Below are 17,108 nucleotides of genomic sequence, written 5' to 3' on the forward strand. Positions count from 1 at the left end.
CCATCCCCCCTCGCCATCACCTTCACATGGCTGTTTTGTGACCTTGCGATGACGGAAATGTCACGCAAATTTGGCGCGGGTTTTGAAATGGCAAAGGGCCCCGTTCGGGGCCCTTGGAAACTTGTTCTCAAACCCGAAACACGATCGGGTCGATAGGATTGCTCAAAGCTCGCGCGCCTTACGCGCCCAGGGCCTTGACGCGCTTTGCCAGGCGCGAAACCTTGCGGTTGGCCATGTTCTTGTGGAACACGCCCTTGCCGGCGGCGCGCTGCAGCTCGGGTTCGGCGGCGCGCAGCGCTGCGGCGGCTGCAGCCTGGTCGCCCGAAGCGATCGCTTCTTCGACCTTGCGCAGATAGGTGCGCACGCGGGAGCGGCGTGCCGTGTTCTTGGCGGTCCGGGCTTCGATCTTGCGGGTGGCCTTCTTGGCCGAAGTGGTATTTGCCATTTTTAAGATGTCCTCGTGGCGATATGCCTTGCGTGCTTTAACCCCTGAGGCAAGCACAACCGGAACGGGCGCCCCTTGCGGCGCGCCCAGCGAAGGCTGCTCTATAGAGACGGCCCCCATTGGAGTCAAATCCTAATGCTGGCAGACCGGGCAATAAAACGTCGAGCGTCCCGCCTGCACGATCCTTCCGGTCACTCCCCCGCATTCCGGACGCGGGCAGGGATCGCCCTCGTGCCCATAGACGGCAAAGGAATGCTGGAAATAGCCCGGCTGCCCGTCGGCTTGCGAAAAATCCTTGAGCGTCGACCCGCCCGCCGCGATCGCCGCTTCCAGAACCTGCCGGATTGCTGCCACCAGCCTTTCGATTTCGCGCTCATTGAGCGCCCCGGCGGCCCGTCGCGGATCGATCCGGCTCATATGCAGGGCCTCGCACACATAGATATTGCCCAGCCCCGCGACCACCCGCTGGTCGAGCAGCACCGTCTTGATCGGCCCCTTCTTTGCTTTCAGCCGGTCCGCCAGATAGGGCGCGCTCAGATCGTTGCCCAGCGGCTCGGGGCCGAGCGGGTCGATAAAGGGATTGGCGGTGCCCGGCGCGAAAAGGTCCATGAACCCGAACCGGCGCGGATCGCTATAGGATAGAGTAACGCGCCCGCGCGAGGGATGAACCAGATCGGCCACCACATGGACGTGCTTGCCGCCGGCTTCGCCGGGCTTGAGACGGCTCGGTTCGGCGAGCCGCTGGTCGGCCACGAAAAACGCCCCCGTCATCCCAAGATGGGAAAGCCACACCCCGCCCCCCGAAAGCGCCGCCACGAGATATTTGGCCCGCCGTCCCAGATGGGTGATCGTCTGCCCCTCGAGCCCGTCGACGAACCCCTGGGGGAACGGAAACCGCAGGTCGGGACGGTTGAGCCTGACGCTTTCGATCCGCGCGCCCTCGATGAATGGAGCGAGGCCCCGCCGCACGGTTTCAACTTCGGGCAATTCAGGCATGAATTTCACTCAAGTCCATACATTTTGCCGCCATTGTTTGCGACGATTTCGCCAGAGCTCTACACCTTGCGTTATGGCGCGGCCAAGCCCATAACCGGGCGACAGGCCAACCATGAGAGGCTCGAAATGACCGAAAACGCTCAGACCACCCATTTCGGAACGCGCACCGTCCCGCTGGGCGAAAAGCAGGGCCTTGTCAACGACGTCTTCCACAAGGTCGCCTCGCGCTATGACCTGATGAACGACCTGATGAGCGGCGGAATCCATAGAGTCTGGAAGGACTTGATGGTCGCTCGCCTCGCCCCGCCCCGCTCCGGTTCGCGCGGATATTCAGTGCTCGACATGGCCGGCGGCACCGGCGATGTCGCCATGCGCATCCTCGATGCCAGCCACGGTTATGCCAGGGTCACCGTCTCCGACATCAACACCGACATGCTCGCCGTCGGCGCCGAACGCGCCAAATCCTGGCGCTACCCGGCCAATGTCGAGTTCGTCGAGGCCAATGCCGAAGAATTGCCGTTCGAAAACAATAGCTTCGATGCCTACACCATCGCCTTCGGCATCCGCAACGTCCCCCGTATCGATAAGGCATTGAGCGAAGCGCACCGTGTCCTCAAACGCGGCGGCCGCATCCTGGTGCTCGAATTTTCAAAGGTCGATGTCCCGGTGCTCGACAAGGTCTATGACCTGTTTTCCGATCACCTTATCCCACCCATGGGCAAGATGGTCACCGGCGATGCCCAACCCTACCAGTACCTCGTCGAATCCATTCGCAACTTCCCCGATCCGGCCACATTTTCGACAATGATCGAAACCGCCGGCTTCAAGCGTGTCACGCACACGGCATTTTCGGGCAATATCGCCGCCCTGCACGGGGGCTGGAAACTCTGACCATGGGGCTTGGGACCTATCTAAGGCTCGCACGGGCCGGCTTCGTTCTGGCCCGCGAAGGGGCGTTCTCGCTTGCCGAGGACCAGCCCATTCCGCCCTCGGCGAGGCTTCTTGTCGGTGTTGCCCGCCTCATCGAAAAACGCGATGTGCGCAAGACCGGTCGTGTCACACGGCTGGCCAATGCGCTCACCCGGCTCGGTCCGGTCTATGTCAAGCTCGGTCAGGTTCTCGCCACCCGGCGTGACATCATCGGCTTTGAGATCGCCTCCGATCTCGCCGCCCTGCAGGACGCGCTGCCCCCGTTCGACGAAAAGCTTGTCCCCGGCCTTCTGGCCGAAGCGCTGGGCGACAAGGCCGCCGCGCTCAAGGAGATTTCCCCGCCTCTCGCCGCTGCCTCGATCGCCCAGGTTCATAAGGCCCGCCTGCAAACCCCGCAGGGGGAGCGAACCGTTGCCGTCAAGCTCCTGCGCCCCAAAATCCGCGAGCGCTTCGCCCGCGATCTCGAAGGGCTCTATGCTTTGGCCGGCGTGGCCGAGCGTTTCATGCCCGCCACGCGGCGCTTCAACGGCAAGAAGGTCGTCGACGCTCTCGCCCGTTCGGCCATGCTGGAAATGGATCTGCGCATGGAAGCTGCGGCCATGTCCGAGCTTGCCGATAATCTTGCCGATGACGGCGACTTCGGGGTGCCCGACGTCTTCTGGGAACAGACCGGGCGCTCGGTCCTCACCACCGGCTGGATCGACGCCATCCCCATCCGCGACGTCGAAAGGATCGATGCCGCCGGCATGGACCGCAAGAAACTCGCTGCCAGCCTCATCCAGAGCTTTCTGCGCCAGGCCATCCGCGATGGGTTCTTTCACGCCGACATGCATCCGGGCAATCTGTTCGCAGATCCCAAGACCGGCGGCATCGTTGCCGTCGATTTCGGCATCATGGGCCGCATTGGCAAGCGCGAGCAGCGGTTCCTCGCCGAAATTCTCTATGGCTTCATCACCCGCAATTATTACCGCGTGGCCGAGTTGCACATCGATATCGGCTATGTGCCGCAAACCCACACAATCGACGATTTCGCCCAGGCCATCCGCGCCATCGGCGAACCGCTGGTCGGGCGCGGGGCCGACGAGATTTCCATGGCGCGGGTCCTGGCCCAGCTCATCGAGGTGACCGAGCTGTTCGACATGACCGCCCGGCCCGAGCTGGTGCTCCTGCAAAAAAACATGGTTCTGGCCGAAGGCACCGCGCGCCTGCTCGATCCGCAGTTCAATATGTGGACCGCCGCCGAGCCTGTGGTTTCCGAATGGGTGCGCCGCACTGTCGGGCCGCAGGGCAGGTTCGAGATCGCCAAAGACGCAGTCGACGAGGCGCTCGACCTGGCCAGGCGCCTCCCCGATCTGGGCCGCCGCGCCGAGCGCGTCCTCACCCGGCTCGAAGCCGATCAATTGCGTCAGGACAGAAAGGACCCGTTGATCGAAACCCTCAAATGGGGGAGCCTCGCAACAATATTTCTGGCGATCATGAGCCTGATCGCCCATCTGGGAGGCGCGCTGTGAGTGTTGCCGGCAAGCATATCCTCTTGATCGTCTCGGGCGGCATTGCCGCCTACAAGGCCATTACGCTGATCCGCCTGATCCAGAAAGCGGGCGGCACCGTGCAGGTGATCCTGACCGAAGGGGCAAAGCAGTTTGTCTCCCCCCTGACCATTTCCACGCTGTGCGGCCGGCCCGCCCTGTCCGATCTTTTCGATCTGACCCGCGAGGCTGAAATCGGCCATATCGAGCTGTCCCGCTCCGCCGATCTGGTTGTCGTCGCCCCGGCCACCGCCCACATTCTGGCGCGCATGGCCAACGGGCTGGCCGACGATCTGGCCACAACGTGCCTTCTGGCCACCATCACCCCGGTGCTCGCCGCCCCGGCCATGAATGTGCGCATGTGGGAGGCCCCGTCCACCCGCCGCAACATCGAGACCCTGCGCCGCGACGGCATAGCGCTTGTCGGCCCCGAAGATGGCGACATGGCTTGCGGCGAATTCGGTACGGGCCGCATGGCCGAGCCCGAAGACATCCTTGCCGCCATCACAGATCACTTCGCCCATGGAAAGGGGCCGCGCCCACTGGAGGGCCGGACAATAATCGTCACCTCCGGTCCCACGCGCGAACCGATCGATCCGGTGCGCTACATCTCCAACGCCTCCTCGGGTCGTCAGGGCACCGCCATTGCCGAAGCACTCGCATCGCACGGCGCCATCGTCAAATTCGTCACCGGTCCGGCCGAATTTGCAAAGCCCAGGGGCTGCGAAATCTTCCCCGTGGAAACCGCCGTCGAAATGGAAGGGGCAGTCATCGCCGCCCTGCCCGCCGACGCCGCGATTTTTACCGCTGCCGTCGCCGACTGGCGTATCGCCGCGCCGTCGGATGCCAAGCTCAAAAAGGACGTTTCAGGCACCGCGCCCGAACTCGATTTCGTTGCCAATCCCGACATTCTGGCGACAGTTTCCCATCTTCCGGCCGGCGAGCGTCCCGCCCTTGTCATCGGCTTTGCCGCCGAAACCGGAAATCTCGAAACCCACGCCCGCAACAAGCTGGCGCGCAAGGGATGCGACTGGCTCCTGGCCAATGACGTGAGCCCGGGCAGTGGTGTTTTCGGCGGCCCCGATACCCGCATCCTGTTTCTCGATGGCACGGCCACCGACGATTGGGGTCCGCAATCGAAAACCGCGGTGGCCGAGAAACTGGCCGACCGGATCGCGAAACACTTTGCCGCTGGTTCGTGAGCCCGGAGTGCTTCCAGAATAAGTGGACACCACTTATTCGGTTCGGAAGCACGACAAACCAAAGAGCAGAAGAATTTTTGCGATTCGAAGAAGCGCGGAAATGCTCTGACGTCTTGCAAAAGGCCGGCGATTCCGACCACAGTGCGCCAGAGTGTTGAGGAAGGGATGCACAAGATGACCATGACCACATTGACCCGTCTGGCCGGAGCCGGCGGGCTGGCCCTGCTGCTCACCGCATGTATGGATGTCTCGATGACCGTCGACGTTCAGAGCGAGACCGAGGCCGAGGCCACAATGGTGACCTCCATGGCGGCCGACATGGTCGAATTGATGAACGCCCAGGCCGAAGGTGGCGACGAGGAATTCTGCGCCGAGGGCGAACTGATCGAAAACGCGGACATGATCGATTGCGTCGTTGTCCAGTCAGGTCCCTTCGACGAGCTCGATTTCGAGGCCGAGGATGGTCAGGGCCCGATGATCGAGGCCATCGGCGGCGGTCAGGTGCGCGTGACCTTCCCCACCGGCGATCTCGCCGAATCGCTCGACGAGAGCATGGGCGAAGAACAGGACCCGCAGATGCAGGCCATGATAACCTCGATGTTCGAGGGCCATGCGATCACCATAACCGTCACCGGTGGCACTGTCGTTGACACCAATATGAACATTTCCGCCGACGGCATGACCGCAAACTACGAAATTCCGTTCGTCGATCTGTTTGCCGCCACCCTCGATATGCCCGGTGAACTCTACGCAGTGGTCCAGAAATAGCCCATGACGGTCGGCTTTAAATGGCTCGAGCATGGGCGGGGCCTGCCCCTGCCACAGCGCCAGAGCAAGGGAGCATCGGGGTACGATCTCGCCGCGGCGCTTGCCGATGGCGAAGCCCTCGTCATCGCCCCGGGCGCCTTCGCGCTTGTTCCATGCGGTTTCGCTCTGGCGCTGCCTGTCGGCTATGAGGCGCAGGTTCGACCGCGCTCTGGCCTTGCTGCCCGGCACGGTGTTACCGTGCTCAACGCGCCCGGCACGGTCGACGCCGATTACCGCGGGGAGGTCAAGGCAATCCTCGTCAACCACGGCGCCGCGCCGTTCGAAATCCGGCGCGGCGACAGGATCGCCCAGATGGTGGTCGCCGCTGTGCCCGATATTGCGCTTGTCGAAGTGGACGAACTCGAGGAGACCGCACGTGGCACTGGTGGATTTGGCTCGACGGGGACCTAGAGCGTTTCCAGAAAAAACATGTCCTCGACCCCGATCGGGGATGCGAACCGCTTTTTCGGTTCGGAAGCGCGACCACTTAAAATGGCTTGGCCTTGCCCTGGTTTTCGGCGCGACGTTTCCGGCTCTGGCCGGTGACAGCGCCCAGTTCGACGCCATAGGCTATTCCCAAGACGGGCGCTATTTCGCTTTCGAGCAATTCGGCATTCAGGATGGCTCGGGCTTTGCCTATGCGGAAATCTTCCTGATCGACCTTTCGACCGACAGTTTCGTGGGCGGTGCGCCCTTCGAGACGCGCATCGAGACCGAAATGACCCCGGTCGCCGAGGCCCGTGCCCAGGCATATGCCGAGGCTGCCGAAGCGCTGTCCGAATTTGAGATCGTCCGCCCCGCCCTTCCCATTGCCCTGCGTGGCGATGGCGAATTGGGCGATGATGGCCTGTCGATTTCCTACGGCATTCCCAGCTATGGCCTTGCCGAAATCTCGGGCGAATACGCACTCAACCTTGAGATCTTCAAGGCTCCGTCAAACCAGGATTGCGATTTCTTCGAAGGCAGCCCGATGGGCGTTGCCGTGATGCGCCAGACCGAGGGCATCACAGAGGAGATCTACCGCGACACAAGCGTCCCTGCCTCGCGCCACTGCGTCATCACCTACAAATTTTACGGGATCTTCAACCCGTTCGATGCCTGGGACAATTCATCGTCCGTCGCCGTCCTTTCGGTCTGGTCGCACGGCTTTGAAGGTCCCGACCGGCGCTTTATCGCCCTGCCGGTTGGAGATGGCGAATAGGTGGCGCTCACCCCCGCCCAGTCGGCCCGCTACGCCCGCCATATCGTGCTCAAGGATATGGGGGGCGCCGGCCAGCAGCGGCTCAGTGCGGCGCATGTGGCGATTGTCGGCGCCGGCGGGCTGGGCGTACCTGTGATCGCTTACCTCGCCGGAGCCGGGATCGGCAGGCTCACCATCATCGATCCCGATAGTGTGTCGCTCTCCAATCTTTCCCGGCAGGTGATCTATTCGGACGCCGATCTGGACACGCCCAAAGCCCAGGCGGCCGCCCGGTTCGCTGCACGGCTCAATCCTGAGATCGCGCCATCGGCCCGGGTTGAGAGCGTCACATCCGACAATGCGGGAACGCTGCTGGCCGGCGCCGATCTGGTTGTGGAAGGCACCGACAATTTCGCTGCCAAACGCGCGGTGGCCAAAGTCTGTGCGGACCTCGAAATCCCGCTCGTCACCGGCGCCCTTGGTCCCTTCGACGGCTCGATCACCGTCCTTGCGCCGTTCCTTAAGCGCGAAGACGGTAGCCATTGGCCCGATTTCGCTGCCCTCTATCCCGTCGATCCAACCCCCGAGGATAGCCCGCCCTGCGAGCTTGTCGGTGTTCTCAACGTTCTCCCCGGAATCGTGGGCAGCATGATGGCCAACGAGGCCATCAAATACCTCGCCGGCTTCGGCGAACCGCTTCTGGGAAAGCTATTGATCTACTCCGCCCGCACCGGCGAGAGCCGGATCATGAGCTACAGATAGCGGGCTGCCGTTTTACCATCGCGCGATTGCCACCGCGGACGAGTGCAGCGAGGACCTCGGCGACCGTTCGCCGCCCCGCCGGAGGGCCAGCGAATGTCATAGGGCGGTTTTAGCCCGTCATGACTTTCGCGGTGCGGCCCGTGAGGCAGAATCAAGCCTCAGGATGCTTGAACACCAGCGTTGCGTTGGTTCCGCCAAACCCGAAACTGTTTGACAGCACGACGCCCAGATCCACATTGTCGCGGCGCTGGCGCAGGATCGGCATGTCGGCGAAATCGGGATCGAGGGTTTCGATATTGGCGCTCTCGCAGATAAAGCGGTTCTGCATCATGAGCAGCGAATAAATGCACTCCTGCACGCCCGTCGCACCCAGCGAATGCCCGGTCAGCGACTTGGTGGCCGACAGCGGTGGACACTTGTCCTCATTGCCGAAGACTTCGCGCAGCGCCTCGATTTCCTTGCGGTCACCCACGGGGGTCGAAGTGGCGTGCGGGTTGATATAGTCGATGGGCGCCTTGACCGTTTCGAGCGCCATGCGCATGCAGCGTACCGCGCCCTCGCCCGAAGGGGCCACCATGTCGTAGCCGTCCGAGGTCGCGCCATAGCCGATCAACTCGGCAATGATATTGGCGCCGCGCGCCTTGGCGTGTTCGTATTCCTCGAGCACCAGAACCCCGGCGCCCCCTGCAATCACGAACCCGTCGCGATTGGCGTCGTAGGCGCGCGATGCCTTTTCCGGCGTGTCGTTGAAGTCCGAGCTCATGGCGCCCATGGCGTCGAACAGGTTCGACATCGACCAATCGAGATCCTCGTGGCCGCCGGCAAAAACGATATCCTGCTTGCCCAACTGGATCTGTTCATACGCATTGCCGATGCAATGCTTGGACGTCGCGCAGGCAGAAGAGATCGAATAATTGACCCCCAGAATGCCATAGGCGGTGGCCAGCGTCGCCGAGGCGGTCGAGCTCATGGCTTTGGGCACGGCGAGCGGACCGATGCGCTTGGGGCTCTTTTTTTCCCGCGTGATGTCGGCGGCCTCGACAACGGCGCGCGTCGAAGGCCCGCCCGATCCCATCACGATACCCGTGCGCGGGTTCTTGACGTCTTTTTCCTCGAGCCCGGCCATCTCGATGGCCTGCTGCATGGCGATATAGTTCCAGGCAGCACCCTTGGCCATAAAGCGCGTGGTGCGCCGATCGAGCACTTCGAACGGATCGAGCGTGGGTTCGCCATGCACCTGGCAGCGAAAGCCCAGATCGACATAATCCTGCGCCCGGGAAATCCCCGGGCGCGCGTTTTTAAGGCTGTCGAGCACCTCGTCGAGAGTGTTTCCGATCGAGGAGACGATCCCCATGCCGGTGACCACAACGCGCTTCATTTATGCCCCTTGGTCTTTCTTGTCAGACGGAATTCGGCCCGAAACTTACAGGGCGCCCATGTCCGTAAAAAGGCCGACCCGCAGATCCTTGGCCTCATATATGGTTTTTCCGTCGGCTTTCACATAGCCGTCGGCAATTCCGAGCGTCAGTTTCGAGCGCATCACGCGCTTGATGTCGATACCGTACTCGACCAGTTTGACATCGTTTGTAACCTGGCCGGTGAACTTGATCTCTCCCGCCAACGCGCGGCCCCGCCCGGGCGATCCGCCCCAGCCGAGAAAAAATCCGGTCATTTGCCAGAGCGCATCGAGCCCCAGACAGCCCGGCATCACCGGGTCGCCGTGGAAATGGCAGGCAAAGAACCAAAGATCGGGAGAGACATCGAGTTCGGCCCGCACCTGTCCCTTGCCATGAGGCCCGCCATCGTCGTCGATCCGCGTGATACGGTCGAACATGAGCATCGGCGGAAGCGGCAATTGCGCATTTCCCGGTCCAAAAAGCTCACCGCGCCCACAGGCCAGCAACTGGTCGTAATCGTAAGAATGGGCGCGTTCTGCCATGGACTCCCCGCAAATCTGGAAAAAACTGTGTAGAGGGCAATCGCTAGGAGGGTCAATAGACCATTTGCCCGAGGCGGGGGTTTACGCCATCTGCGCTTTCTTCTGCCGGCGCCGGATCACCGAGGAGGCAATGCCCATGCCCTCGCGGTATTTGGCGACCGTCCTGCGGGCCACGTCGATTCCCTGCTCACGCTTGAGCACCTCGGCAATGGTGTCGTCCGAAAGGATCGCATCGGGCTTTTCCGCCTCGATCAACTGGCGGATGCGGTGGCGCACGGCCTCGGCCGAATGGTCGTCGCCGCCTGACGAAGAATTGAGGGCGGTGGTGAAGAAATATTTCATCTCGAACAGCCCGCGCGGCGTCGCGATATATTTGTTGGCCGTCACCCGCGACACCGTCGATTCGTGCATTTCGATCTCGGTTGCCACGGTCTTGAGCGTCATGGGCCGCAAATGGGAAATCCCGCGCCGCAGGAACCCGTCCTGCTGCTTGACGATCTCTGTTGCCACTTTCAGGATCGTCTGGGCCCGCTGGTCGAGGCTTTTGGTCAGCCAGTTGGCCGTGTTGAGACAATCGACGAGGAAGGTCTTTTCCTCCGCGTCGCGGGTTTTCTTGGAAATCGAGGCGTAATAGACCCGGTTGACCAGAACCCGAGGCAGGACCTCGGAATTGAGCTCGACCTGCCACCCCCCGTCATTGCCGCGCTTGACGAACACATCGGGCACCACCGATTGCACCGGCGAAAAATCGAACGCTCGGCCTGGGCGCGGATCGAGCTCGCGCAACTCGGCCAGCATGTCGAGGATGTCCTCGCGATCCGCCCCGATTTTCCTGCCCAGCAGCGCCAGATCGTGGCCGGCCACCAGGTCGAGATGGGCGAGCAGCCCGGCCATCATGGGGTCAAGCCTGTCCTTTTCGGCGAGCTGGATCGCCAGGCATTCGGCAAGCGAGCGCGCGAAAACGCCAAGGGGCTCGCAACCCTGCACCTTGCCCAGAACGGCTTCGACCGTCTCGGGGCTGGTGCCGAGCTGTTCGGCGATCTGGCCGGTCTCGGCCATCAGATAGCCGCGCTCGTCGAGATTGTCGACGAGGCTGCGCGCGATCAGCCGCTCGGCGGGATCTTTCACGATCAGATTGACCTGTTCGGCCAGATGGTCGGCCAGCGAGATCTGGGCGGAAACATACTGGTCGATATCGGGCGCTTCGCCCCCCAGCACGCCACCCTTGCCCTCGGGCCAGGAACTCGACTGGCTGAGCGAATCCTGCCCCGACTGCTCGGGGAAGACATTGGAAACGTCGGTATCGAGACTGTCCGCGATGGTCGTCGCGCTGCCTAGATGGCCGGAATGATCGACCACGTCGCGATAGGGGTCGATTTCCTCGGCCCGCTCACGCTCCATTGGCGTATCGCCATCGGGGGCGTCGGGGCTTTCCAGAAGGGGGTTGCGCAGCAGTTCGGCGTCAACGAACGCACTGAGTTCCATGTGGCTGAGCTGCAAAAGCCGGATCGACGCCATCAATTGCGGCGTCAACGTCAATGTCTGGGTTTGCCGGACATCCAGCCGTGGCGAAAGCGCCATGCCTAAAGAGCTCCCACTCGATTCCCCCAAGGTCGCAGCATCCCACGCGCATACGACGAGGCGAACCTAGCGTCTTTGCGATAGCCCTTCAAGGCGCGCCATACAATTTTCGTGCCAGTTGCGACCAAAGGCGCGCATCTTTGCTTTTGCTAGAGCTTGAAGCTTTCGCCCAGATAGACCCGCCGTGCGTCGGGATCGGCCATTATCGTTTCGGGCCGGCCCTGGATCATCACCTTGCCCCCATGGATAAGATAGGCCCGATCCACCAGCCCGAAGGTTTCGCGCACCTGATGGTCGGTGATCAGAACCCCGATGCCGCGTTGGGTGAGTTGGCGCACCAGCCCCTGGATATCGGCCACCGCGATGGGATCGACCCCGGCAAACGGCTCGTCGAGCAGCATGAATTTGGGGTCCGCCGCCAGCGCGCGGGCGATTTCCACTCGCCGCCGCTCCCCGCCTGAAAGCGCCAGCGCATCGGCATCGCGCAGATGGGAAACCGAGAACTCGTCGAGCAATTCGTCGAGCCGTGCATAGCGTTCCTTCTTGTCCTTGATGTGCCCTTCGAGCACGGCCAGCACATTGTCCTTGACCGAGAGCCCGCGAAAGATCGAGGCTTCCTGGGGCAGATAGCCGATGCCCAGCCGCCCGCGCTGATAGAGCGGCAAATGGGTGATCGAGAGCCCGTCGAGCAGCACCTCGCCGCCATCGGGCCGCACCAGCCCCATGATCATCGTGAAAACCGTGGTCTTGCCCGCCCCGTTGGGCCCGAGCAGGCCCACCGCCTCGCCGCGTCGCACCGCGATCGAGACGTCGCGCACCACCGCGCGCTTTTTGAAACTCTTGGCAAGACCGTGGGCGACGAGCCAGCCGGTCTGGTCGATACCGGCCATCAGCCCCCCGGCGTAAAGGTGCTGGTGACGCGTCCGCCGCCGCCCGCAGAACTGAACGAAGATGTGCCGGCCCGTGTATCGATCACCAGCCGGTCGGCATTGACCGTGCCGCTGGCATTGACCACCACAACCGAGCCGGTAAAAATCAGAACCCTGTCGCCGAAATCATAATCGGCGGCATCGGCCTCCACGGTCTGGTCGTCGAATGCCATATTGACCCGTCCGCCCGATGCGGAAAAGCTTTCGAGGTCCGAGGGCCCGCCCTCTCCATATCGGGTTTCCACCTCCGGCGCCTCGAGGCGCATCGTGCCCTGGGTGATCACCACATTGCCGCTAAACAGCGCCGTGTTTTCATTTTCGAGCACTTCGAGCGAATCGGCGGTCACGTTGACCTGTTCGTCGGCCTCGGCGGCCAGTCCGCCGAACCCGGCAGGGTCGCTGGCCGTGCTCTGGCCGAAGGCCGGTCCGGCAAGAAGGGCGAAACAGGCGATCGCCAGGCTAAAGCGCGTCATTGTCCGTCTCCTGGGCAAAAGGGTCCCGCGCCTCTCCCGCGTCGCGCTGGGGCACCATGTCGAGATTGACGCCGGTAAACTGCCAGCGCGCTGCGTCCAGATCATGTTCCATCGTATCGGCATAAAGTTGCGCGCCGGTGTCGAAAGCAAAGCGCACCGGGCCGTCCGAAGCCAGGACCTGGGCCGGCCAGTCCACTTCGACCCCAGCCAGAACCCCCCGAGCGCCGGTTGAATCGGAAACCGCCACGTCTTCGTTGGATACCAGATATTCGGTGCTCATTGTCCACTCGGCCGAGGCGAATTCGATATGGGCCGAATACCCCGAATCATCGGCGATATCGACGGTCAGATCGTAAAGATCGGCCGTATCGAGATTGCCCACCCGCGATTCCGCCCGCGCCGCCTCCAGCGCGTAGTTCGAGCCGGTCGCCGTGCGACCTTCAAAACGTGGCCCCTCGATAACCAGCGTATCGTTTTCCAGCCTGATGCCCTCGATCGGCACGATATCGCCCGTCATGCTGGCGGCAATCTGAAACGCCGGTACCGCAAGAATCAGCATCCCCGCGGCAGGAACCATCCAGCGCAACGCCGCGATCCGCCGGTTGTGCCGGGCAAATCGCAGATAGGTCTCGTGTCGGACGCTGGCCGAGGGCGCGATCATGGGCTAGCTGTGGGCGAAAATGTCGATCTCGGGCCAGCCGGCGAGATCGAGTTGGGCGCGCGTGGGCAGGAAATCAAAGCACGCCTTCGCCATTTCGGCCCGCCCTTCGCGCGCCAGCATCCGGTCCAGGTGCCGGCGCAGATCGTGCAGATAGAGCACGTCCGACGCTGCGTAATCGAGCTGGGCCTGGCTCAGCATTTCCGCCCCCCAATCGGACGATTGCTGCTGCTTGCTCATATCGACGCCCAAAAGCTCGCGCGAAAGATCTTTGAGCCCGTGCCGGTCGGTATAGGTTCGCACCAGTTTCGAGGCGATCTTGGTGCAATAGACCGGCGTGGTCATCACGCCGAACGCGGCAAAAAGCGCTGCCATGTCGAAGCGCGCGAAATGAAAGAGCTTGGTCTTGGTCGCGTCGGCCAGCAGCGCCGCAAGGTTGGGTGCTTCGGTCTGTCCCGGAAGAATCTGGACCACATCGGCCGTGCCGTCGCCTGGCGAAAGCTGCACGACGCACAACCGGTCGCGTGCCGGATTGAGGCCCATCGTCTCGGTATCGATGGCCACCTGCCGTCCGGTGTAACGGGAAAGGTCGGGCAGATCGCCCTTGTGCAGTCGAACGCTCATGTCGTCTCATAACTCCGGGGAGAGGCAAAGGTATCCCTAGATGCCACACCCCGCAGCGTTTTGACTAGACCCTGCTCTTGGGCGGGTGCGCCGGCCTAGCGCGCATTGGCGGCGGCGGCGGTCAGGCGCGTGGAAAATTCCGGCCAGCCCCAGCGCAGCGACAGCGGCGAAATCGCCCCGCCGACCGCCATGGTCAGCGCCTCGCTGTCGACAACGGCCACCCGGCCTTCGGTCACATGGGGCGCGCTGGCGATGTAGGGCAGTGCGAAAAATGCCTCGGCCGCCTCGGTCGTGTTGAGAAAGGCGACCAGCACATCGGCTTCGAGCTGGGCGAAGTTCTCGTGGCTCACCGAATAGGTATAGCCGGTCGATCCCGTATCGTCCTCGGCCACCGAGACCAGCCCGGCTTCCACCAGCAAGAGCGTGCGCGGATCGGCGCTGTTGCGCACCGAGATGGTCCCGTCATTGCGATTGACGAAATTGAGGAAGCTCTTTCCGGCGATTTCGGGGTGTTCGATGGCGGTGGACGCGATCAATGCCTCGGTGTCGGCAATCAGCGTCCGCGCGCGCTCGCTAAGCCCCAGCGCCGTCCCGATTACGTCAACGCTCTCCTGCCAGTTGCCCTGCCAGGCGGCGGTTTTGAACGGAATGACGGGCGCAAACTGGCTCAACGCCGAATATTCATCCTCGGTCAGCCCCGAATAGGGGGCAAGGATGATATCGGGATCGAGCGCCAGCATCGCCTCGAGAGAAACTTCTCCACTCGCTTCGCCCAGCATGGGCGGCAATTCCGCGCCGAGTGCGTCGAGGGCCTCGCGCGTCCAGGGCGAGACCCCGTCCGCATCCCCGCCATAGCTCACCTTGGGCAACCCCACCGGCACGACGCCGAGATCGAGAACCACATCATGGGCGACCCATCCCCATGTCAGCACGCGCTGCGGCTGCGCCGCGATCGTGGTGCTGCCATAGGCATGCTCGATGGTTAAGGGAAACTCCTGGGCCAGGGCGGCAAAGCCCTGGAAAGCCAGGGGAAGGGCAAGGAGTGCGGCGCGAAAATCAAACATGGTCAACCCGGATCGAAACAAACGATGCCGTGGACCTAAAATATTTGATAAAACAAGTCATCTTTAAAATTGCGCGGCACAGTGACGCTTGGCCGCTTTGTGCAGGCAGAACGTTTCCTGCCCGATTTCGCGGGAGCGAATAAGCGCAAAAACGCAAATTTTAAGTGGGAAATGGTGCCCAGAAGAAGACTCGAACTTCCACTCCCTTTCGGGAACTAGCACCTGAAGCTAGCGCGTCTACCAATTCCGCCATCTGGGCAACGGGGGCACGCTTTAGAGTGCCCTTCGGGCTTTGTCAATGCGGCTCGCGCTGCCCTGCCGGGAATTTATTCGGCATGATCGCCACTCAGAAATCGGCTCCGTTGAAATGGCTTATGGCATTTTTGTCGTAACGCGGTTCATCCAGGCAATGAACGTTTATCACATGGACCGTGTTGCCCGCCCTGTCGCTGCCCGCCGCGAAGGGCTGGATGCCGCATTGGGTGCAGAACTGGTGCGCGATGGTGTGGGAATTGAACCTGTAGATTTTCAGCGCCTCACCGCCGCTCAAAAGCGTGAAATCATCCCCCGGCACCGAATGCATCACAGCGTTGAGCCGCCGGCACCGCGAGCAATTGCATTGAAACGGTGCCTCGAGCCGCGTACGGGCGGTAAAGCGCACGGCTCCGCATTGGCAACTGCCTTCATAGACAGGCACTTCTGCGCGTTCACTCACGGCATTTCTCCTCGGATTGGCAAGAACAAATCAAGAACAAATTGATTTCCGAGTCAACCCTCTTTCCGCCTTGCCCCGTCTTGTGTCTCAAACCGATTGCAATGGGCCGGCCACCGGGGCTAGAACGGGCCATCTTCACAGGCGTTCGTTTTGGCGGCGGGACCTTTCTATGACCGAAAAGAGAAGAAAAATCGCGACGATCTTCGGCGGCTCGGGCTTTATCGGCACCCAGCTCACCCAGGATCTGGCGCGGCGCGGCTATTCTGTCCGGGTTGCTGTGCGCCGCCCCGATCTGGCCGGCCATGTGCGCATGTTTGGCTTCCCCGGCCAGATCCAGCCGATCCAGGCCAATCTGCGCTATCCCGAATCGGTCGCGGCCGCCGTGCGCGGGTCCGATGTGGTCATCAATCTTGTCGGTATCCTGTTCGAAAAGGGCAAGCAGCGCTTTCGCGCCGTCCAGACCCAGGGGGCCAAAGCCGTCGCTGAAGCGGCCCGCAACGCCGGCGTGCCCACCCTCATCCACATGTCCGCCATTGGCGCCGATCCGCAATCGCCCTCGGCCTATCAGCGCGCCAAGGCGCTGGGCGAGGATGAAGTGTTCAAGGCGTTCCCCAAGGCGGTCGTGATCAGGCCCTCACTGGTGTTCGGGTCCGAGGACGGGTTTTTCAACCTGTTCGGGTTTGTTGCCCGCATGTCCCCGATCATGCCGCTCATCGGACGCAACACCAAATTCCAGCCCGTCTATGTGGCCGACGTCGCCCAGGCGATCGCCCTCGCCGCCGAGGGTGCCGTCAAGACCGGCAAGGTCTATGAGCTTGGCGGCCCCGAAATTGTCACCATGGAGCAGGTGATCGAGCGGGTGCTCGAGCAGACCCGGCGCAAGCGGCTCGTCCTGCCCCTGCCCGAATTTGTCGTAAAGCCTGTCGCCAGCGTCCTCTCGATCCTGCCCAAACCGCTTCTGACCCCCGACCAGGTCGTCCAGCTCGGCATCGACAACATCGTCTCGCCCGAAGCGATAAAGCAGAAGCGCACCTTCGAGGCGTTCGGCATAGCGCCCACCACCATCGATGCCATCCTGCCCACCTATATGTGGCGTTTCCGCAAGCATGGCGAATTCGACCGGCATATCAATCCGCTGGTGAATGGCTGATTGGCCGGCCCGTCCGGCTTGGGTTAACCGGTCGTTGACCGGTTCGTGAAAAACCCGCGCGAACTTGCCGGTTCGGGCACAAAAACACCTTGATTGGCCTTCATTTTGCGCGGCCTAATCGCGT

At 62.4% G+C, this 17,108-nt stretch carries 19 protein-coding genes and 1 tRNA gene; 8 read left to right on the top strand and 12 right to left on the bottom strand.

Annotated elements, in window-relative coordinates; translation table 11 throughout:
• Positions 1-178: 178 nt before the first annotated feature.
• Together rpsT and mutM are read right to left on the bottom strand one after the other, a co-directional pair.
• Positions 179-445 carry a 30S ribosomal protein S20 gene (gene rpsT / locus KKY_RS16660; protein ID WP_041528855.1) on the bottom strand — a complete coding sequence of 89 codons (267 nt, stop codon included), beginning with the start codon at positions 443-445 and terminating at the stop codon, positions 179-181.
• A 132-nt stretch (positions 446-577) separates the two neighbouring features.
• Positions 578-1,441, bottom strand: coding sequence for a bifunctional DNA-formamidopyrimidine glycosylase/DNA-(apurinic or apyrimidinic site) lyase (gene mutM, locus KKY_RS16665; RefSeq protein ID WP_041528856.1), 864 nt, complete (start codon positions 1,439-1,441; stop codon positions 578-580).
• Positions 1,442-1,567: 126 nt separating this feature from the next.
• Between mutM and ubiE the strand changes: the two genes are divergently transcribed.
• The 7 genes from ubiE (at position 1,568) to KKY_RS16700 (ending at position 7,851) form a co-directional block, all read left to right on the top strand.
• Entirely contained in the window at positions 1,568-2,332 is a 765-nt protein-coding gene (ubiE, locus tag KKY_RS16670) for a bifunctional demethylmenaquinone methyltransferase/2-methoxy-6-polyprenyl-1,4-benzoquinol methylase UbiE (RefSeq protein ID WP_041529591.1), read from the top strand.
• A 2-nt stretch (positions 2,333-2,334) separates the two neighbouring features.
• The gene (gene ubiB / locus KKY_RS16675; protein WP_014132555.1) at positions 2,335-3,882 is read left to right on the top strand and encodes a 2-polyprenylphenol 6-hydroxylase; all 1,548 of its coding nucleotides are present in this window, start codon (positions 2,335-2,337) and stop codon (positions 3,880-3,882) included.
• Positions 3,879-5,102 (top strand): bifunctional phosphopantothenoylcysteine decarboxylase/phosphopantothenate--cysteine ligase CoaBC, encoded by a 1,224-nt coding sequence (coaBC, locus tag KKY_RS16680; RefSeq protein WP_014132556.1) that lies wholly within the window; start codon positions 3,879-3,881, stop codon positions 5,100-5,102. The genes ubiB and coaBC overlap by 4 nt, the downstream gene beginning before the upstream one ends.
• Before the next feature lie 174 nt (positions 5,103-5,276).
• Complete coding sequence (locus tag KKY_RS16685; protein ID WP_139305084.1) at positions 5,277-5,870, top strand: hypothetical protein; 594 nt, start codon at positions 5,277-5,279, stop codon at positions 5,868-5,870.
• Between the two features lie 3 nt (positions 5,871-5,873).
• Positions 5,874-6,320 carry a dUTP diphosphatase gene (dut, locus tag KKY_RS16690; RefSeq protein ID WP_014132558.1) on the top strand — a complete coding sequence of 149 codons (447 nt, stop codon included), beginning with the start codon at positions 5,874-5,876 and terminating at the stop codon, positions 6,318-6,320.
• A gap of 40 nt (positions 6,321-6,360) precedes the next feature.
• Complete coding sequence (locus KKY_RS16695) at positions 6,361-7,110, top strand: DUF2259 domain-containing protein (RefSeq protein ID WP_014132559.1); 750 nt, start codon at positions 6,361-6,363, stop codon at positions 7,108-7,110.
• Positions 7,111-7,851 carry a HesA/MoeB/ThiF family protein gene (locus tag KKY_RS16700; protein WP_014132560.1) on the top strand — a complete coding sequence of 247 codons (741 nt, stop codon included), beginning with the start codon at positions 7,111-7,113 and terminating at the stop codon, positions 7,849-7,851.
• Between the two features lie 151 nt (positions 7,852-8,002).
• Here KKY_RS16700 and fabB read toward each other — a convergent pair whose 3' ends face one another.
• The 10 genes from fabB to KKY_RS20410 form a co-directional block, all read right to left on the bottom strand.
• Positions 8,003-9,229 (bottom strand): beta-ketoacyl-ACP synthase I, encoded by a 1,227-nt coding sequence (gene fabB / locus KKY_RS16705; protein WP_014132561.1) that lies wholly within the window; start codon positions 9,227-9,229, stop codon positions 8,003-8,005.
• Between the two features lie 45 nt (positions 9,230-9,274).
• The gene (gene fabA, locus KKY_RS16710) at positions 9,275-9,790 is read right to left on the bottom strand and encodes a 3-hydroxyacyl-[acyl-carrier-protein] dehydratase FabA (RefSeq protein ID WP_014132562.1); all 516 of its coding nucleotides are present in this window, start codon (positions 9,788-9,790) and stop codon (positions 9,275-9,277) included.
• Between the two features lie 81 nt (positions 9,791-9,871).
• The gene (gene rpoN, locus KKY_RS16715; RefSeq protein WP_014132563.1) at positions 9,872-11,371 is read right to left on the bottom strand and encodes an RNA polymerase factor sigma-54; all 1,500 of its coding nucleotides are present in this window, start codon (positions 11,369-11,371) and stop codon (positions 9,872-9,874) included.
• Between the two features lie 149 nt (positions 11,372-11,520).
• Positions 11,521-12,261: an LPS export ABC transporter ATP-binding protein gene (gene lptB, locus KKY_RS16720; protein WP_014132564.1), complete on the bottom strand. Its 741-nt coding sequence runs from the start codon at positions 12,259-12,261 to the stop codon at positions 11,521-11,523.
• A complete protein-coding gene (locus KKY_RS16725) occupies positions 12,261-12,773 on the bottom strand; it encodes an LptA/OstA family protein (RefSeq protein WP_014132565.1) in 513 nt (170 codons plus the stop codon). The genes lptB and KKY_RS16725 overlap by 1 nt, the downstream gene beginning before the upstream one ends.
• Positions 12,760-13,434, bottom strand: coding sequence for a hypothetical protein (locus tag KKY_RS20600; RefSeq protein ID WP_014132566.1), 675 nt, complete (start codon positions 13,432-13,434; stop codon positions 12,760-12,762). Before KKY_RS20600 ends, KKY_RS16725 begins: the two co-directional genes overlap by 14 nt.
• Positions 13,435-13,437: 3 nt before the next feature.
• Positions 13,438-14,055, bottom strand: coding sequence for a ribonuclease D (locus KKY_RS16735; RefSeq protein ID WP_014132567.1), 618 nt, complete (start codon positions 14,053-14,055; stop codon positions 13,438-13,440).
• A 95-nt stretch (positions 14,056-14,150) separates the two neighbouring features.
• Positions 14,151-15,119 (bottom strand): ABC transporter substrate-binding protein, encoded by a 969-nt coding sequence (locus tag KKY_RS16740; protein ID WP_014132568.1) that lies wholly within the window; start codon positions 15,117-15,119, stop codon positions 14,151-14,153.
• A 172-nt stretch (positions 15,120-15,291) separates the two neighbouring features.
• Positions 15,292-15,378, bottom strand: a tRNA-Leu gene (locus KKY_RS16745).
• An 87-nt stretch (positions 15,379-15,465) separates the two neighbouring features.
• Positions 15,466-15,834 (bottom strand): GFA family protein, encoded by a 369-nt coding sequence (locus KKY_RS20410; RefSeq protein ID WP_014132569.1) that lies wholly within the window; start codon positions 15,832-15,834, stop codon positions 15,466-15,468.
• A 169-nt stretch (positions 15,835-16,003) separates the two neighbouring features.
• Between KKY_RS20410 and KKY_RS16755 the strand changes: the two genes are divergently transcribed.
• The gene (locus KKY_RS16755; RefSeq protein WP_014132570.1) at positions 16,004-16,984 is read left to right on the top strand and encodes a complex I NDUFA9 subunit family protein; all 981 of its coding nucleotides are present in this window, start codon (positions 16,004-16,006) and stop codon (positions 16,982-16,984) included.
• Positions 16,985-17,108: the final 124 nt, after the last annotated feature.

It is taken from the genome of Pelagibacterium halotolerans B2, assembly GCF_000230555.1.
GTDB lineage: Bacteria > Pseudomonadota > Alphaproteobacteria > Rhizobiales > Devosiaceae > Pelagibacterium > Pelagibacterium halotolerans.